This window comes from Bradyrhizobium sp. AZCC 1578, assembly GCF_036924675.1.
Lineage (GTDB): Bacteria > Pseudomonadota > Alphaproteobacteria > Rhizobiales > Xanthobacteraceae > Bradyrhizobium.
Window position 1 is genome coordinate 3,106,750 of the sequence record NZ_JAZHRZ010000001.1, and the last position, 16,273, is coordinate 3,123,022.

Sequence of the window (16,273 nt, forward strand, 5' to 3'; positions counted from 1 at the left end):
GCTAAGATCGCGCCACTCAAAAGTCCCTGCGTTCGCAGGGACGACGGAGAGAGTTATTTCGCCGCCCCGACCATCACGTCGATCGCACCGTTGACGATCGCCTCCAGTTCCTTGCGCGGCACCTGAGCGCGGGCGCGGATGGCGATGGTGTGAATGGTGGCGGAGGCAAGTTGCGCCAGCACGGTCGCGTCGGCGCTCACCGGTAGCTCGCCCTTTTCCTGGGCGAGCCGGAAACAGGTGGCAAATGCCTTGTCGAGTTCGGCAAAGCCTTCCAGCACCATCGCGCGGATATCGGGGTCGTGCACGGCCTCGGAGGCTGCGGTCATCACGGTGAAGCACCCGCGCGGACCGGATTCGCCGGACAGATAGATGTCGAGCGCCACCGCGTAGATGCGTTCGAGGCGTTTTCGGATCGGCAGTTCGTTCCGGAAGATGTCCCCCATCGCGACCCGCGCGTCGTCGCGATAGCGACGGTAGCTCTTGATGAAGAGTTCGCGCTTGTCGCCGAACGCGCCATAGAGGCTCGGCCGGTTCATGCCGGTGGCGGCGGAGAGATCGTCGAGCGAGGTGGCCGCAAAACCGTCCTTCCGAAACAGGTCAAGCGCCTTGCCGAGCGCCACGGCCGGCTCATAGGCGCGCGGGCGGCCCCGCCGCTTGGGCTGGACGGGAGCGTCGATCCGGGGGACCGAAGGCTTCTTCCTTTTTTGTACCATTTCGCAAATAATTCCTTGACCGGATCTATATTATGCGGAACAGTATAAAAATCAATCCTGCCCGCCTTGAACGCCGGCCGATTGATCAACCGCCAAGGAGGCAAATCATGGACCTGTATTTCTCGCCGCTCGCCTGCTCGCTGGCGACCCGGATCGCGCTGTATGAAGCCGGCGTCGATGCCAACTATCTCGAAGTCGATCCCAAGACCAAGGTGGTGCAGAAGGACGGCTCGGATTTCCGCACCGTCAACCCGCTCGGGCTGGTGCCGACGCTGCGCACCGACGACGGGACCCTGCTGACGGAGAACGCGGCGATCCTGCAATATGTCGCCGACCGCTTTCCGGGCGCCGGCATCTCGGCCAACTCCGCTGAGGAGCGCAGCCGCCTGCATCAATGGCTGTGCTTCATCGGCACCGAACTGCACAAGGCGCTGTTCGTGCCGCTGCTCGACAAAACGGCGCCGCAGGACGCAAAGACTTATGCACTGAACAAGAATATGTCGCGGCTCGACTATCTCGAGAACTACCTGAAGGGCCGCGAATTCCTGCTCGATCACTTCAGCGTCGCGGATGCCTATCTCGTCACCATCATCAACTGGACGATGGCGACGCCGCCGATCGAACTGGCGAAGTGGCCGGCAGTGAAGGCCTATCACGAGCGGCTGCGCGCCCGCCCGAGCATTGCAAAGGCGGTCGCCGAGGAGTTCGAACTCTACAAGGCCGAGCTGGCGCGGCATAAGGCAGCGGCGTAGGGCGCCGTCGTGTCCCGGACGCGGTGCAGCACCCCCTTGGTGATGCACCGCAGAGCCGGGACCTATTTCACGGCATGCAGTGGACCCCGGAACAGCAGCGCACCGCCGGAGTCGCGCGAAGCGCGATCCCGAGCGCGCTGCGCAGCATCCGGGGAACGCAGACGATAAGCCGTCACGCCGGCGGCGCCAGCAGCCGCTTCGTCAGATCGCTCAACGCGCGACGAAAAACTTTGGCGTCGCCCCGCGCCCGTGCCAGCACGAGCGCGCCCTGAATGGTGAGCAACGCATCCTCGGCGCGCCGCTGCGCCTGGCTGTTCGTGAGCCCGGATCGCCGCAAGAGCTGCGCCAGCGCCGTTTGCCAGCGCGCGAAATAGCCATCGACCGCTTCGGCAAAACTGTCGCGCGCCGAGCCGAGCGCCACCATGCCGACCAGGCAGACGCGATCGCCCGAGTGGAAATATTGATCGACGCCAGCGATCATCGCAGCGATGGCGCGCGCGGGATCGTCGGCGGTGCGCAAGGGGGCGAAGATATGAAGTTCGAACCAGCCATCGATCTCGGCCAGCACCTCGGCGGCCATCTGCTCCTTGCCGCCGGGGAACAGATGATAGAGGCTGCCCTTGCCGAGCCCGGTAGCCTCCGTGATCAGCGTCAGCGAGGCGCCCTCGTAGCCATGCGCGCGAAACACCTCGCCGAGCGCGCGCAGTACCTCTCCACGTTCGACACCTCTTTTCAGCATCTGATCATAGCGGGTTCTCGCTCAGTCCCGCGACATCCGCCGGGCGCGGACCCGGGGCCGGCCAATGGAAGCGACGCTCGCTTTCCTTGATGGCGATATCGTTGATGCTGGCCTCGCGCCGCCGCATCAGGCCGTGTTCGTCGAACTCCCACTGCTCGTTGCCGTAGGAGCGATGCCACTGCCCGGCATCGTCGTGCCACTCATACTGGAAGCGCACGGCAATGCGGTTCTGATCGAACGCCCAGAGATCCTTGATCAGGCGGTAGTCATGCTCCTTCGCCCATTTGCGGGTGAGGAATTCGACGATCGCCTCGCGGCCCTGGAAGAATTCGGCGCGGTTACGCCAGCGGCTGTCCTCGGTATAGGCCAGCGATACCCGGACCGGATCGCGCGAATTCCAGGCGTCCTCGGCCATGCGCGCCTTCTGGGCTGCGGTTTCGCGGGTGAAGGGCGGCAGCGGCGGACGCGACATGAGGTTTTCTCCGGGTTGGCGCCGGAAGATTGTACCGATCGGTACAGAGAGTCAATATCCATAGCGTTTTCGAGCGAAGTGGACGCCGGTTCGCGTAAAGAAAACGCGTCAAAACTAAGGTTTACTCCGGCGCCAGATCGGCCTTCATCAACAACCGCAGCGATTTCGGGATCGGCTTCGCCCGTCCCTCGCTGATGAAGGCAACGCGCACCGCGGCCTTGATGAGGACATCCTCACCTCGCCGCACCTCCTGTGCCAGCGTGATGGAAGCGCCCTTCACAGCAACTGGCCATGTCACCACGTCGAGGACGTCATCCATCCGCGCCGGCCGCAGGAAGTCGAGCTGCATCGAGCGCACCACGAACGCAAAGCCCGGTGTCTCCTCCTGCGCCTGCTCGAACAGCGCATGCTGCGAGGCGCCCATCAGCCGCAGATGATTGGTGCGGCCGCGCTCCATGAAACGCAGGTAATTGGCGTGGTAGACGATGCCGGAAAAATCAGTGTCCTCGTAATAGACACGGACCTGCATGTGATGGCGGCCGTCGCGGATCTCGCCGTCGAGGGAGGGAATCATTTCAAATGATTTACTTGCTCGCGAGCCAGCCTGAGAAACTCTTTCAGATCCCAAGGCACAACACGCCCCGCCTCCACGTCAGCCATACCCTCTTCGATAAGGCTCTTGAGCACAGCGAACTTCCTAGCTTGTTCAGCGGATGAATCCATAAGGTCCAAAGTAACAGCTTTGGTACCGAATGCACAGATGGCGCAACTGTTACGTTGAGCAGCAAAACTACGCCACCGCCGGCCGCCCCGCCCCCAGCGTCACCAGCACGATTTCCGGGGGCACCCCAAGGCGGAACGGCATGATGCTGCAGCCGAGGCCGCCGGAGACGACGACGTCGCAGTTCATCTTGATGTGGCCGTAGGCGAGCTGCTGGCCGGACGGCGAGATCGGCGACCAGCCCAGCATTCGCACCTGGCCGCCATGGGTGTGTCCGGAGAGCTGCAGCGCAACGCGCGAGGGCACGCGCCGCGCGACGTCAGGCTCATGCGCCATCAGAACCACGGGCGCGTCGTCGGTGATCTTCGCCAGCGTCGCGCCGAGATCGTCGACGCCGATCCGCTTGAGCGGCCTGAAGCGGCGCGCCGGCACATAGGCGAGCTGGTCACCGAGACCGGCGAGCCAGAACGAGTGACCATTCTTGCTGAGCTTCTTCGCGTCGTTTTCGTACACCGGGATACCGACCGCTTCCAGCGCACGGCCCGCGCTCGGCAGCCCCTGCCCGTTGCGCTGCACTTCCTTGTCTTCCCACCAGTCGTGATTGCCGAGCACCGCATGCACGCCGAGCGACGCCTTCAGTCCGGCCAACGCTCCCGCCCATTCGGCGTCGGGAATGAAGCGCGTCACCTTGCGATGTCCGGCCACGTAGTCGCCGAGCATGACAACGATGTCAGGCTTGAGCGCATTGGTGCGTTCGACGATCTCACCGATATGATCGAGCGACATCCAGGGATCGCAGGCGTGGAGGTCGGCGATGGCGGCGATCCTGAGCTCGAGACCTTCAGGCCATTGCGGCGGCGAGATATTGTACCGCTCGACGCGAAGCCGGACGACCGGCGCGCTGAAACCGTAGGCGGTGGTTGAGGCGCCCAGCGCGCCCAGGCCACCCATGGACTTCAAGAAATGACGGCGTGTTAACATGTGATCCAATCGTGATGCAGCGCCAACATGGTGGCGGATTGGGCCCGAATTGGGGTGCGTTTGTGCAGAACGTTAGCAGACCTCCAGCAGCTTCTCACCAGCGATTCTGCCCCGCCAGCGCGTCCAGCCACGCCTTCAGTTCATCGGGGGCGCACGGGCTATTTTGCCCTTCGTGCACCGCTGGAAGGATTGGATTCGAACGCTCAGTCGTCGCTATCGCCATTGCCGAACAGGCCGAACTGGGCGGGATCGCGTGCGGGCTCTGCAAGCCCCAGGTGGCGGAAGGCGTGCGAGGTCAGGAGCCTGCCGCGCGGGGTGCGCTGCAAATAGCCGCACTGGATCAGGAACGGCTCGATGATGTCCTCGATTGCATCGCGTGGTTCGGACAACGCGGCCGCCATGGTCTCGACGCCGACCGGGCCGCCGCCGTAGTTCAGCGCAATGGTCGTGAGATAGCGCCGGTCCATGGCGTCCAGGCCGGCGGCATCGACTTCCAGTGCGCTCAGCGCGTGGTCGGCGATGGCGCGGTCGACCGAGCTGGCGTCGGCTGCGGATGCAAAATCGCGTACGCGGCGCAGCAGGCGGCCGGCGATACGCGGCGTGCCGCGGGCGCGGCGCGCGATCTCGTTGGCCCCGTCAGGCGTCATGCCGATGTTGAGCACGCGGGCGCCGCGGCTGACGATCTTCTCCAGCTCTTCCTCGGTGTAGAAGTTCAGCCGGATCGGAATGCCGAAGCGGTCGCGCAGCGGATTGGTCAACAGCCCTGCGCGCGTCGTGGCGCCGACAAGAGTGAACTTTGCGAGATCGATCTTCACCGAACGCGCCGCCGGCCCCTCGCCGATGATGAGGTCGAGCTGAAAATCCTCCATCGCAGGGTACAGCACCTCCTCGACGGCCGGGCTGAGGCGATGGATTTCGTCGATGAACAGCACGTCGCGCTCTTCGAGATTGGTGAGCAGTGCGGCGAGATCGCCGGCCTTGGCGATGACGGGACCGGAAGTGGCACGAAATCCTACGCCGAGCTCGCGCGCGACGATCTGCGCCAGCGTGGTCTTGCCGAGGCCGGGAGGCCCGACGAACAGCACGTGGTCCAGCGCCTCGCCACGCTTTCGCGCGGCCTCGATGAAGATTGAGAGATTCTTGCGCGCCTGCGCCTGGCCGACGAACTCGGACAGCAATTGCGGACGCAGCGCGGTGTCGCCGACATCGTCGGACCGGCGCTCGGGCGTGACGATGCGGGAGGGGGTGTTCACCCGTTGCCCCTCCGGTACTTGTTGGGCAAAAGCTCGCCGATGGTGACGACCTTCGGCTCGCGACCATTGTCGGGAACGATGACCCGCGCCTTTGCATCGTAATCGTGGATCAGCTCGCGACAGATGCCGCAGGGCGATACCACGGCGATACTGCCGGGCTCGTCCGGCTTCGGATGGCGCACGGCGACGATGGTCTCGATGCCGCGATCGCCGGTTTCGGTGATGGCGCGCCCAATGGCGATCGCCTCCGCGCAGACGGCGATCCGACCAATATAGGCATCGATATTCACACCGGTGACGATGCGGCCGTCGCGGGTGCGCATCGCAGCGCCGACCTCCTGCCACTTGTTGCGATAACGCGGCCTGATTGCGTCAATCGCGGCGGCAATTAGTTCCTGGTCTTTCTCGCTCAACATGGCAGCAACGCATTCCTTCGACAGTCAGTGGCGAACATAGCCTATTTCGCCAGTTCCTTCAGGCCCAGCCGGATCAGTTGGGCCGTCTCGGCATTCTCGCCCGCGCTGCGCGAGGCGGCGGCGATGGCGGCGGCGGCCTGCGGCTGGCCGTAGCCGAGATTGACCAAAGCCGAGATCGCGTCGGTGACCGGGCGCGGCGCGCGGTGGCTGTCGATGGCGCCGGCGAGATGCACCACGGCGGGATCGACATTGGCGAACGCGGGCGCCTTGTCCTTCAATTCAGAGACGATGCGCTCGGCGACCTTTGGCCCGACGCCGGGGGGTGTGCGCGACACCGCGGCCTTGTCGCGCAGCGCAATCGCATTGGCGAGTTCAGCCGGCGGCAGCGTCGACAGCACGGCGAGCGCGACCTTGGCGCCGACGCCCTGCACGGTCTGCAGCAGGCGAAACCACTCGCGCTCGGTATCGGTGCGGAAGCCGAACAGTTTTATCTGATCCTCGCGGACATAGGTCTCGATCGACAGCACCGCAGCCTCACCGGGCGACGGCAGCGCCTGCAGCGTGCGCGAGGAACAATGCACCTGATAGCCGACGCCGCCGACATCGAGGATCACGTAATCCTCGCCGTAAGAATCGATCAGGCCTTTGAGTTTGCCGATCATTGGGGCAACTCGCTCGCGATGGTGGACCCAACGTTAGCGAGGGGCGCACTAGCGGACGGGTTCCCTCCCCCCTTGCGGGGGAGGGTTAGGGAGAGGGGTGCCGCTTGCTCAGTTGTCTGAGGCGAAGCACTCGCATCCTCACTCATCATCTTGCGGCGTTCGTTGATGGATTGTCGCCGCACGACTTTGATCGGAGCCCGGGGCTTACCCCTCTCCCCAACCCTCCCCCGCAAGGGGGGAGGGAGCCTGATGAGTGTGCTCTCCTCACTTGGCATTACATGGCCACGGCTCATCATGCGCTCGCCACTTTCATCCGCAGCGCCGCGCTCTGGCGGTGGTGGGCATGGGTGATGGCGATCGCCAGCGCGTCGGCGGCGTCGGCGGATTTCGGTTCGGCCTTCGGCAGCAATATCTTCAGCATCACCGCGATCTGGTTCTTGTCGGCGTGGCCGGCGCCGACCACGGTTTTCTTGACCTGGTTGGGCGCATATTCCGCAACCGATATGCCGAACATCGCGGGCGCCAACATGGCGACGCCGCGGGCCTGGCCGAGCTTCAGCGTCGCCACGCCGTCCTTGTTGACAAAAGTCTGCTCCACCGCGGCTTCCGCCGGCCTGAAATCGCCGAGCACGGCGGCGAGCCCCTCATGGATCGCGAGCAGGCGGCTCGCTATGGGCAGGTTGTCCGGCGGCTCCACCGAGCCGCAGCCGACGAAGACGAGCCGGTTGCCCTCGGTCTCGATCACGCCCCAGCCGGTGCGGCGCAGGCCGGGGTCGATGCCGATAATCCGGACGGGGTGGCGAATCGGTGGGGATGTCATGGCGTAGTGATAACGCCAGAGCCGGATGAACGAAACATAAAGAGAACGGAAATCCCCTGGATGCGGGCTGTCGTGCCGGAGGGTTAATGCGCCTTAATCGTCGAACCATCGTCGTCCCTGCGAACGCAGGGACCCATAGCCACCGGCTTTGATTGTTTCACGAAGTAACTATCCCATCACGCTACGGAGAAGCCGCGGCGTATGGGTCCCTGCGTTCGCAGGGACGACAGCCTACCCGCCCATCTTGGCGACCAGCGCGTCGGAGACTTCGAAATTGGCGTAGACGTTCTGCACGTCGTCGTGCTCGTTCAAGAGATCCATCAGCTTCAACAGCTTCTCGCCGGTCTCATCGTCGACAGCGACCGTGTTCTGCGGCTTCCAGGTCAGCGCTGCCTTGCGGGCTTCGCCGAACTTGGCTTCCAGCGCTTTCGCAACCTCGCGAAAGGTTTCCTGCGAGGCGTAGATCTCGTGGCCGCTTTCGCTGGATACGACGTCGTCGGCGCCGGCCTCGATCGCGGCTTCCAGCATCGCGTCGTCGGAGGCCTTGCTGGCATCGTATTCGATGATGCCGGTGCGGTCGAACATGAAAGCGACCGAGCCGGTTTCACCGAGATTGCCGCCGGACTTGGTGAAGTAGGAGCGGATGTCGGAGGCGGCGCGGTTGCGGTTGTCCGTCAGCGCCTCGACGATGATGGCGACGCCGCCAGGGCCGTAGCCTTCGTAGCGGATCTCGTCATAGCTCTCGCTCTCACCGCCGATCGCCTTCTTGATGGCGCGCTCGATATTGTCCTTCGGCATGTTTTCCTGGCGCGCCGCGATCACGGCCGCGCGCAACCGGGGGTTCATCGCCGGGTCCGGCGTTCCAAGCTTGGCGGCGACCGTGATTTCGCGGGCCAGCTTGCTGAACAGCTTGGACTTCTGCGCATCCTGCCGGCCCTTGCGGTGCATGATGTTCTTGAATTGGGAATGACCGGCCATGCGGAGTCTCTTGGATTCGTCCCGGGGATGTAGGGGGTGAAGCGCGGCCTTATAGGCCGACAATTGGCCGAAATCAAAGATTTACAGCCCATCCGGGTATGCCGGTACTGCCGCGCGCCGAAATATCAGGCAGTTGTTAACCATGATTTCATGCTCGGATGAGAGGATTTCGCACCGATGCTCAACTTTTAAGAGACGTCATGGCCTTCGGTTTGTTCAAAAAGCGGGTGCCGGAACCGGTCTTGCCTGCCGTCCGGCCCAAGGCTCAGACGGCGGCTCAGCCAGCCGCCGCCGTGACGGAGGCCGGCTCTGGCGATGGCGAGTCGGCCAGGGCGATCCTCGAACTTCTGGAACTCGAACTCGGCGCGATGATCCGCCAGCTCGAGCGCGCGGCCAATTCGGTCGCCGGCGGCGCCGAGGCGACCGCTGCGACGCTCACCACCATTCGCCAGCGCACCGGCGCCCTGACGAGCCGCACCAGCGCTGCACAGGACACGGCGACGACATTTTCGCACGCCGCCGATAAGTTCACCCAATCGGCGCAAGGGATCGGCTCCCAAGTGCGCGACGCCGGCAAGCTCGCCGACCAGGCCAGCGAGGCCGCCCGCGAAGCCGGCGCCAATGTCGACCGCCTGAGGGAATCATCGGCAGCGATCGGCAACGTGGTCAACCTGATCGCGCAGATCGCGCGGCAGACCACACTCTTGGCGCTCAATTCCACCATCGAGGCCGCACGCGCCGGCGAAGCCGGACGCGGTTTTGCCGTGGTCGCCACCGAAGTAAAGGCGCTCGCGGTACAGACCCAGAACGCGACAGAGGAAATCACCAAGAAGATCGAGGCGCTGCAGCGGGATGCCGCGGGCTCCGTCGATGCCGTGCATCGCATCACGCAGGCGATCGAGGCGATCCGCCCGGTGTTCGAGACCGTCAACGGCGCGGTCGCCGAGCAGAGCGCGACCACCGGCGAGATGGCCGACAATGCGGCCTCCGCTTCGAGCTTCATCGCTTCCGTCGGCGCCAGCGCCGCCGAAATCGACAGCGCCACCAAGGAAGCCGAGGCCCATGGCGAAAGCGTCGCCAAGGCCGGACGCGCCGTCACCACCTTTGCGCAGAAGCTCAAGGCGCGTTGCGCGGTGCTGTTGCGGCAAGGCGAGCGCCCAGAGCGCCGCGAACAGCAAAAGCTACCTTGCAGCCTCAAGATCGAAATAAAGACCCCGCATGGCGTGATATCGGCGCCGGTCTACGAGATTTCGATCGACGGCATCCTGGTCAGCGGACCGGACGCCGAAAGGCTCGTGCAGGGCCAGAGTTTTGAGGCGACGCTGCAGGATATCGGCGCTTGTCGCATTCGCGTCAGTGAGCGCTCGAAGGCCGGCACGCAGGCCCGGTTCGAGCGGTCGAATGCCGCGCTGACCGAGAAGATCGAAGACAAGCTGTGGTCGATTCAGGACGACAACACCGAAGCGGTCACCCGCGCGATGGAAGCCGGCGCAGCACTGAAGAAGATTTTCGAGAACGGTATCGATAGCGGCGCCATCTCGATGGAAGACATGTTCGACACCAACTATGTCGAGATAGCCGGCAGCAACCCGGTGCAATACCGCACCAAAATCCTGGACTGGGCCGATCGCGCGCTGCCGCCGTTCCAGGAAGCGTTCCTTGCCAGGGACAAACGGATGGCGTTCTGCGCGATGATCGACACCAACGGCTATTTGCCGGTGCACAACAAGATCTATTCGCACCCGCAGCGGCCGGGCGACGTCACCTGGAATACCGCCAACAGCCGCAACCGCCGCATCTTCAACGATCCGGCCGGGCTCGCCGCCGGGCGCAATCAGCGCGCCTATCTGATCCAGAGCTACGCCCGCGACATGGGCAACGGCAACACCGTGATGATGCGCGAGATCGACGTGCCGATCCGCGTCAAGGGCCGCCACTGGGGCGGCTTCCGCACGGCCTACCGGCTGTAACCACACTCGCCCTCACCGCGCATATTGCATCAAATTGCATGCGCCGTTTCGCGCCATTGCGCCGATGGCTGCCTGAAAAGCGTGCCGTGAAGCGGATGCGCCTATCGCGCTTTCGCCCTGAACCTTCCTTGTTCGAACTCGTTGATAGCCAGGGTTGGAACCGCGGCTGACGGCTCCCCCAGTCCCGCGCGACCCCACGCGCACCAGCCAAGGCAGGCGGAGATAGGCAGGCGGAGATCAAGCAGGCGGAGGTCAAAAATGGCCCGATCTGGCACAGCAAAGCGTGTAACGCGGATGGCCACCGTGCCGGAGAAAATTCCGATCAGGCTGACCGTCAACGGCAACCGTATGGAACTGACGGCCGCCCCGTGGACGACGTTACTCGACGCGCTACGCGATCATCTCGACCTGACGGGCACCAAGAAGGGTTGCGACCACGGACAATGCGGCGCGTGCACCGTTCTGGTCGACGGGCGACGGATCAATTCCTGCCTGACGCTGGCGGTGATGAAGCAAGGCGCCGAAATAGTCACCATCGAGGGCCTTGCACACGACGGCGAGTTGCATCCGCTGCAGCAGGCCTTCATCGATCACGATGCATTTCAGTGCGGCTACTGCACGTCGGGACAGATCTGCTCGGCCGCCGGGCTGATCGCCGAGGGCAAGGCCAAAACGGCCGACGAGATTCGCGAACTCATGAGCGGCAACATCTGCCGCTGCGGCGCCTATCCGCACATCGTGGCGGCGATCCAGCAGGCGATGGAGCGATCATGACCCCGTTTCAATATGCGCGCGCAAACGACGTCGCCGACGCCATCAAGCAGATTGCCACCGACCCTTCCGCAAAATTCATCGCGGGCGGCACCAACCTGATCGACCTGATCAAATATGATGTCGAGGGACCAAGCCGGCTGATCGATATTTCGCACTTGCCGCTCAGGGGCGTCGAACCAACCTCCGCCGGCGGCGTTCTGATCGGCGCGATGGTGCCGAACACCGACCTCGCCTACCACCCCCTGATCGAAGGGCGCTATCCACTGCTCTCGCGCGCGATACTATCAGGCGCGTCGCAGCAGTTGCGCAACATGGCCTCGACCGGCGGCAACCTGCTGCAGCGGACGCGCTGCTTCTACTATTACGACACGGCGACGCCGTGCAACAAACGTGAGCCGGGTAGCGGCTGCTCGGCGATCGATGGCGTCAACCGCATCAATGCGATCCTCGGAACGAGCGAGGCCTGCATCGCCACGCATCCTTCCGACATGTGCGTGGCACTCGCGGCGCTCGAAGCCACCGTGCATGTCACAGGTCCGGCCGGGAAGCGCACCATTGCGTTTGCGGATTTCCATCGCCTGCCCGGCAACACGCCGCAGCGCGACACCAATCTGGAGCCCGATGAGATCATCACGGCCATCGAGCTTCCGCCGAAAGGGTTTAGCGCGAACTATTCCTACCTGAAGATTCGCGATCGTCTGTCGTACGCGTTCGCGCTGGTATCGGTGGCAGCAGCGCTCGAACTCGACGGCGACACGATTAAGGAAGCCCGCCTGGCGCTCGGCGGCGTTGCACACAAGCCATGGCGCAGTACCGCGGCCGAAGCGGCCCTGCTCGGACAACGCACTGACGCGACCGCATTTGCGAAGGCCGCGGATTGGTTGCTGCACGGCGCCAAAGGCTACGGACACAACAACTTCAAGATCGGCCTGGCGCGGCGCGCCATCATACGAACGCTCGGCCAGGCCGCGCAGGGCACGCCGCAGTCGACCTCCGACAAGAAAATACGGTGAGTGCCATGGCAGCCTATATCGGATCGGCGACATCCCGCGTCGACGGCAGGGCCAAGGTCACCGGCGAAGCCAAATATGCCGGCGAGTTCAACGTCCCCGGCCTCGTCCGTGGCTATGTTGTCGAATCGACGATTCCGAAGGGGCGGATCGTGCGCATCGACACCAGCGGGGCGCTGGAGGTTGACGGCGTGATCGACGTGCTGACCCATCGGAATCGGCCGCAGATGGCCGACAAGGACGACGCGTACAAGGACGAAGTAGCGACGGAAAAAGGCTCACCCTATCGCCCGCTCTATGACGACATCGTCCTTTTCAGCGGACAACCGCTCGCGCTGGTACTGGCCGAGGATTGGGAAACCGCGCGCGTCGCCGCCTCAATGGTGAAAGTCGAGTACCAGAAGGAGCCGCACGTCACCGACTTGCACGCAGAGCGCAGCAGGGCGTTTGCCATCGACGCGCCGGAGAAGCCGCGCGGCGATGCCGAAAAGGCATTCGCGTCCGCCGCCCTGCGTCACGCGGCCGAATATTTCATTCCGACCGAGCATCACAACCCGATGGAGCTGTTTGCCTCGACCGCGATCTGGGAAGACGGCCGGCTCACCGTCTACGACAAGACGCAGGGCGTGCAGAACGTGCAGCAATATCTCTGCGGCGTGTTCAAGATGAAGCCGGACGCGGTTCGCGTCATGTCGCCGTATATGGGCGGTGGCTTCGGCTCCGGCCTGCGCCCGCAATATCAGGTTGTTCTGGCTGTGCTGGCGGCGCGCGCGCTCAAACGTCCGGTTCGCGTCATGCTCAGCCGGGCACAGATGTACGCCCTCGGCCACCGGCCCGCGACCATCGAGCGCCTTGCGCTCGGCGCCAACAGCGACGGCACGCTCGACGCGATGACGCACGAGGCCATCGCCGTGACCTCGCAGTTCGAGGAATTCGCGCGCAACGATACCGGCTGGGGCAATCTGCTTTACAAGAGTCCCAACGCGAAATTCGAGCACAAGCTCGTGATGCTCGACGTGCCGACGTCCTGCGACATGCGCGCACCGGGGGCTGCGACCGGCGTCTACGCGCTCGAATGCGCGATGGACGAACTCGCCGTCGCGCTCAAGATGGACCCGGTGCAGTTGCGGCTGCAATGCTATTCCGACCGCGATCAAGGTACGGATATTCCCTATACCAGCAAGCAACTGCGTGAGTGTTACCGGCAGGGCGCGGCGGCGTTCGGCTGGGACAAGCGCGAAGCGGAGCCGCGCTCCATGCGCGAGGGCAACGACCTGGTCGGCTGGGGCATGGCATCAGGCGTGTGGGAAGCGCTGCAGATGCCGGCCACGGTGCGCATCGTGCTGACGGCGAACGGCCATGCGGAAGTCGCGACCGCGGCCTCCGATATCGGCACCGGAACATATACGATCATGGCGCAGGTCGCGGCCGACATGCTCGGCCTGCCGATCGACAATATCAGCGTCAAGCTCGGCGATTCCACGCTGCCGCAATGTCCGCTCGAAGGCGGCTCGTGGATCGCGTCCTCGGTGTGCAACGCGATTGCCAATACCGCCCGTGCGGTTCGCGGCGACTTGCTGAAGCTTGCAATCGGCATGAAGGATTCGCCGCTGGCAGGCACCGGCGAGGCCGACGTCGCGGTGATCGACGGCAAGATCGTCAGCAAGCGGGATGCGACCCGCGCGGTCTCGATTGCCAGCGCGATGCAGTCCGGCAACGCCGATCGCATCACGCGCGAGGAAGCCAACAAGGTTGCCGAAGACAAGTCTCACGCGCGCAACGTCCACTCGGCCATCTTCGCGGAGGTCAAGGTGGACGAACAGCTTGGCGCGATCCGCGTGACCCGTGTGGTCAATGCCGTCGCCGCGGGCCGCATCCTCAACCCGAAGACCGCCTACAGCCAGGTCATGGGTGGCGTGGTCTGGGGAATCGGCATGGCGCTGCACGAGGAAACGCTGTTCGACCATCGCTTCGGACGCGTCATGAACGCCAATATCGCCGAATACCATGTGCCCGTGAATGCCGACGTGCACGACATCAAGGTGATCTTCGTCGACGAGCCGGACGAGATCGTCAACCCGCTCGGTATCAAGGGCCTCGGCGAGATCGGCATTGTCGGCGTGGCGGCGGCGATCGCCAACGCGGTCTATCATGCGACGGGAAAGCGCGTGCGCGACCTGCCGATTACGCTCGACAAGGTGGTTCAATTCAATTGAACGCCGCGCGGCCTCACGCCCAAAAAGCCGGCACAGCCGGCTCGAGTCTGCCGCCGGCACGCACCGGCGCAACACGCAGCGCGAGACCGGTTAAATCATCGGTCTCGACCGCAACACCGCTGAGTGTCGCCGCGCCTGCGGCCGGCTCGAAACGGGCTGATGGAATACCCGTCGTAAAGCGCCGCAGCGGCTCTTCCTTCTGCATGCCGATGATGGAATCATAATCGCCGGTCATGCCGGCGTCTGTCATGTAGGCGGTGCCGCCGGCGAGGATCTGATGGTCGGCGGTCGGCACATGGGTGTGCGTGCCGACGACAAGGCTGGCGCGGCCATCGCAGAAATAGCCGATGCCTTGTTTCTCGCTCGTCGCCTCGCCATGGAAATCGACCACGATCGCATCCGCGGCTTCGCGCAGCGGACAGGCCTCGAGTTCCTGATTGAGCACCGCGAAGGGATCGTCGAACGGCGTCATGAAGATGCGGCCGATCGCGTTGATAACGAGCGCGCGCTTGCCGTTCTTGGTATCGACCAGCGCCGCTCCACGGCCCGGCGTGCCCTTTGGATAGTTCGCGGGCCGGACCAGTTTCGGCGCGCGCTCGATGAACACCAGCGCCTCGCGCTGATCCCAGGCGTGATTGCCGAGCGTGATGGCATCCGCCCCGGCGTCGAGCAATTCCTGATAGACTGCCTCGGTGATGCCGAACCCGCCGGCGGAATTCTCGCCATTGACGACGACGAGGTCGAGCGCCCAGTCCCTGATCATGCCGGGTAGATATGCCGCGACCGCGGTGCGCCCTGCTCGGCCGACCACGTCACCAACGAAGAGAATACGCAAAGTTCAGCTCCGGAAATCGAACACTTTCTTGTCCGTTAGCACATAATCCAGCGCCACGTCGTGCGGAGCTGCGGGAACGGCTTTTATTTCCTGCACGGAAAAGGCGGTGCCGACAGCCGTAATGGCCTTCGCCTTGCGCAAGTGGGCGAGCGTGAAATCGTAATGTCCGGCGCCATAGCCGATGCGGTGGCCGGCGCGATCGAACGCCGCCAGCGGCACCAGCATGATATCGGGCACGAGTTCGGCCGCCGCTGGCGACGGTTCGAGAATGCCGAGCGGCCCCATCATCAGCCTATCGTCGGGCGACCACGCGCGAAACGCCAGCGATTTGCCGCGCGACAGCACCGCCGGCAGTGCGAGCTTTGCGCCCTGCTCGGCGAGCTTGCGCATCAGGGGCGCGGGATCGATCTCGCTGCGGATCGGCGAATATCCTGATACGACGAGCCCTGGATCGATTTCGAACGGCAGGCCGCGCTTCGCCATCGCCTGCGCCGCAGCCGCGCGCTGTTCGTCGTTCAACGCATCGCGTTTCGCCAGAGCTGCGGCGCGGAGGTCGGCTTTCGAAAGGGTTGCCGTCATGCAGTATCTTTCCGCTGTCATCACCCGCGACCTGTCCGCCGAAGCTCAACGAGCGAAGGCGAAAGGCGGGTGATCCAGTATTCCAGAGACTTCAGTGATTCAACCGAGACGCCGCGGCGTACTGGATACCCCGCATGCGCGGGGTATGACGGGACGTGCGCGGGTAGGACGAGGTCGCAAGCAACAAAACGAAAGTGCGAGGCCGCGAACGCCGTTGAAGCACTCGATCCCGGAGTTCCCTACGAAAGTAGGTGGGCACCATATGTCCGGATCCACGGACCCGGCCAGGGACAGTTCCCTAAAGGATCGATAAGGCCCCGGGGATATATGGCTCCTGACGCACGACGCAGCTTCGCGAAGCCAATGTAGGCGTTACGGACCG

Annotated in this window: 17 protein-coding genes and 1 other RNA gene; 5 read left to right on the forward strand and 13 right to left on the reverse strand. The window is 64.1% G+C overall.

From position 1 onward, the window contains the following. Positions 1 to 53: 53 nt before the first annotated feature. Positions 54 to 713 carry a TetR/AcrR family transcriptional regulator gene (locus V1290_RS14835; RefSeq protein WP_334365096.1) on the reverse strand — a complete coding sequence of 220 codons (660 nt, stop codon included), beginning with the start codon at positions 711 to 713 and terminating at the stop codon, positions 54 to 56. 107 nt (positions 714 to 820) lie between these two features. On the opposite strand from V1290_RS14835, the gene V1290_RS14840 reads away from it, so the two are divergent. Then, the gene (locus V1290_RS14840) at positions 821 to 1,465 is read left to right on the forward strand and encodes a glutathione binding-like protein (protein ID WP_334365097.1); all 645 of its coding nucleotides are present in this window, start codon (positions 821 to 823) and stop codon (positions 1,463 to 1,465) included. Positions 1,466 to 1,637: 172 nt separating this feature from the next. Here the strand turns inward: V1290_RS14840 and V1290_RS14845 are convergent, their stop codons facing one another. The 9 genes from V1290_RS14845 to V1290_RS14885 all read right to left on the reverse strand — a co-directional run bounded on the left by V1290_RS14845 (position 1,638) and on the right by V1290_RS14885 (position 8,507). Beyond that, positions 1,638 to 2,204 carry a TetR/AcrR family transcriptional regulator gene (locus tag V1290_RS14845; RefSeq protein ID WP_334365098.1) on the reverse strand — a complete coding sequence of 189 codons (567 nt, stop codon included), beginning with the start codon at positions 2,202 to 2,204 and terminating at the stop codon, positions 1,638 to 1,640. 4 nt (positions 2,205 to 2,208) lie between these two features. Continuing rightward, a complete protein-coding gene (locus tag V1290_RS14850) occupies positions 2,209 to 2,676 on the reverse strand; it encodes a nuclear transport factor 2 family protein (RefSeq protein WP_334365099.1) in 468 nt (155 codons plus the stop codon). Between the two features lie 121 nt (positions 2,677 to 2,797). Continuing rightward, the gene (gene ybgC, locus V1290_RS14855) at positions 2,798 to 3,250 is read right to left on the reverse strand and encodes a tol-pal system-associated acyl-CoA thioesterase (RefSeq protein WP_334365100.1); all 453 of its coding nucleotides are present in this window, start codon (positions 3,248 to 3,250) and stop codon (positions 2,798 to 2,800) included. A 216-nt stretch (positions 3,251 to 3,466) separates the two neighbouring features. Then, on the reverse strand, positions 3,467 to 4,378 hold the full coding sequence (locus tag V1290_RS14860) for a metallophosphoesterase (RefSeq protein WP_334365101.1): 912 nt from the start codon (positions 4,376 to 4,378) through the stop codon (positions 3,467 to 3,469). 203 nt (positions 4,379 to 4,581) lie between these two features. Continuing rightward, positions 4,582 to 5,631: a Holliday junction branch migration DNA helicase RuvB gene (gene ruvB, locus V1290_RS14865; RefSeq protein ID WP_334365102.1), complete on the reverse strand. Its 1,050-nt coding sequence runs from the start codon at positions 5,629 to 5,631 to the stop codon at positions 4,582 to 4,584. Then, positions 5,628 to 6,047, reverse strand: coding sequence for a cytidine deaminase (locus tag V1290_RS14870; protein ID WP_065726757.1), 420 nt, complete (start codon positions 6,045 to 6,047; stop codon positions 5,628 to 5,630). The genes ruvB and V1290_RS14870 overlap by 4 nt, the downstream gene beginning before the upstream one ends. Before the next feature lie 41 nt (positions 6,048 to 6,088). Further along, positions 6,089 to 6,709: a Holliday junction branch migration protein RuvA gene (gene ruvA / locus V1290_RS14875; protein ID WP_334365103.1), complete on the reverse strand. Its 621-nt coding sequence runs from the start codon at positions 6,707 to 6,709 to the stop codon at positions 6,089 to 6,091. Positions 6,710 to 7,001: 292 nt separating this feature from the next. Beyond that, positions 7,002 to 7,529, reverse strand: coding sequence for a crossover junction endodeoxyribonuclease RuvC (gene ruvC, locus V1290_RS14880; RefSeq protein ID WP_334365104.1), 528 nt, complete (start codon positions 7,527 to 7,529; stop codon positions 7,002 to 7,004). Positions 7,530 to 7,760: 231 nt separating this feature from the next. Next, a complete protein-coding gene (locus V1290_RS14885) occupies positions 7,761 to 8,507 on the reverse strand; it encodes a YebC/PmpR family DNA-binding transcriptional regulator (protein ID WP_065743088.1) in 747 nt (248 codons plus the stop codon). Positions 8,508 to 8,707: 200 nt separating this feature from the next. Here V1290_RS14885 and V1290_RS14890 point away from each other — a divergent pair, with 200 nt between their 5' ends. From V1290_RS14890 to V1290_RS14905, 4 genes are all read left to right on the forward strand, one after another. Beyond that, the gene (locus V1290_RS14890; RefSeq protein ID WP_334365105.1) at positions 8,708 to 10,477 is read left to right on the forward strand and encodes a methyl-accepting chemotaxis protein; all 1,770 of its coding nucleotides are present in this window, start codon (positions 8,708 to 8,710) and stop codon (positions 10,475 to 10,477) included. A gap of 294 nt (positions 10,478 to 10,771) precedes the next feature. Next, positions 10,772 to 11,251, forward strand: a complete 480-nt coding sequence (locus V1290_RS14895) for a (2Fe-2S)-binding protein (RefSeq protein WP_442895061.1) — start codon at positions 10,772 to 10,774, stop codon at positions 11,249 to 11,251. After that, positions 11,248 to 12,264 (forward strand): FAD binding domain-containing protein, encoded by a 1,017-nt coding sequence (locus V1290_RS14900; protein WP_334365107.1) that lies wholly within the window; start codon positions 11,248 to 11,250, stop codon positions 12,262 to 12,264. Before V1290_RS14895 ends, V1290_RS14900 begins: the two co-directional genes overlap by 4 nt. A gap of 5 nt (positions 12,265 to 12,269) precedes the next feature. Then, positions 12,270 to 14,477, forward strand: a complete 2,208-nt coding sequence (locus tag V1290_RS14905; RefSeq protein ID WP_334369036.1) for a xanthine dehydrogenase family protein molybdopterin-binding subunit — start codon at positions 12,270 to 12,272, stop codon at positions 14,475 to 14,477. 13 nt (positions 14,478 to 14,490) lie between these two features. On the opposite strand, the gene V1290_RS14910 is transcribed toward V1290_RS14905, so the two are convergent. The 3 genes from V1290_RS14910 to ssrS form a co-directional block, all read right to left on the reverse strand. Further along, positions 14,491 to 15,312 (reverse strand): TIGR00282 family metallophosphoesterase, encoded by an 822-nt coding sequence (locus V1290_RS14910; protein WP_334365108.1) that lies wholly within the window; start codon positions 15,310 to 15,312, stop codon positions 14,491 to 14,493. Between the two features lie 3 nt (positions 15,313 to 15,315). After that, positions 15,316 to 15,891, reverse strand: a complete 576-nt coding sequence (locus V1290_RS14915; protein WP_334365109.1) for a 5-formyltetrahydrofolate cyclo-ligase — start codon at positions 15,889 to 15,891, stop codon at positions 15,316 to 15,318. Between the two features lie 195 nt (positions 15,892 to 16,086). Next, a non-coding RNA gene (gene ssrS, locus V1290_RS14920) (6S RNA) lies at positions 16,087 to 16,247 on the reverse strand. Positions 16,248 to 16,273 lie beyond the last annotated feature (26 nt).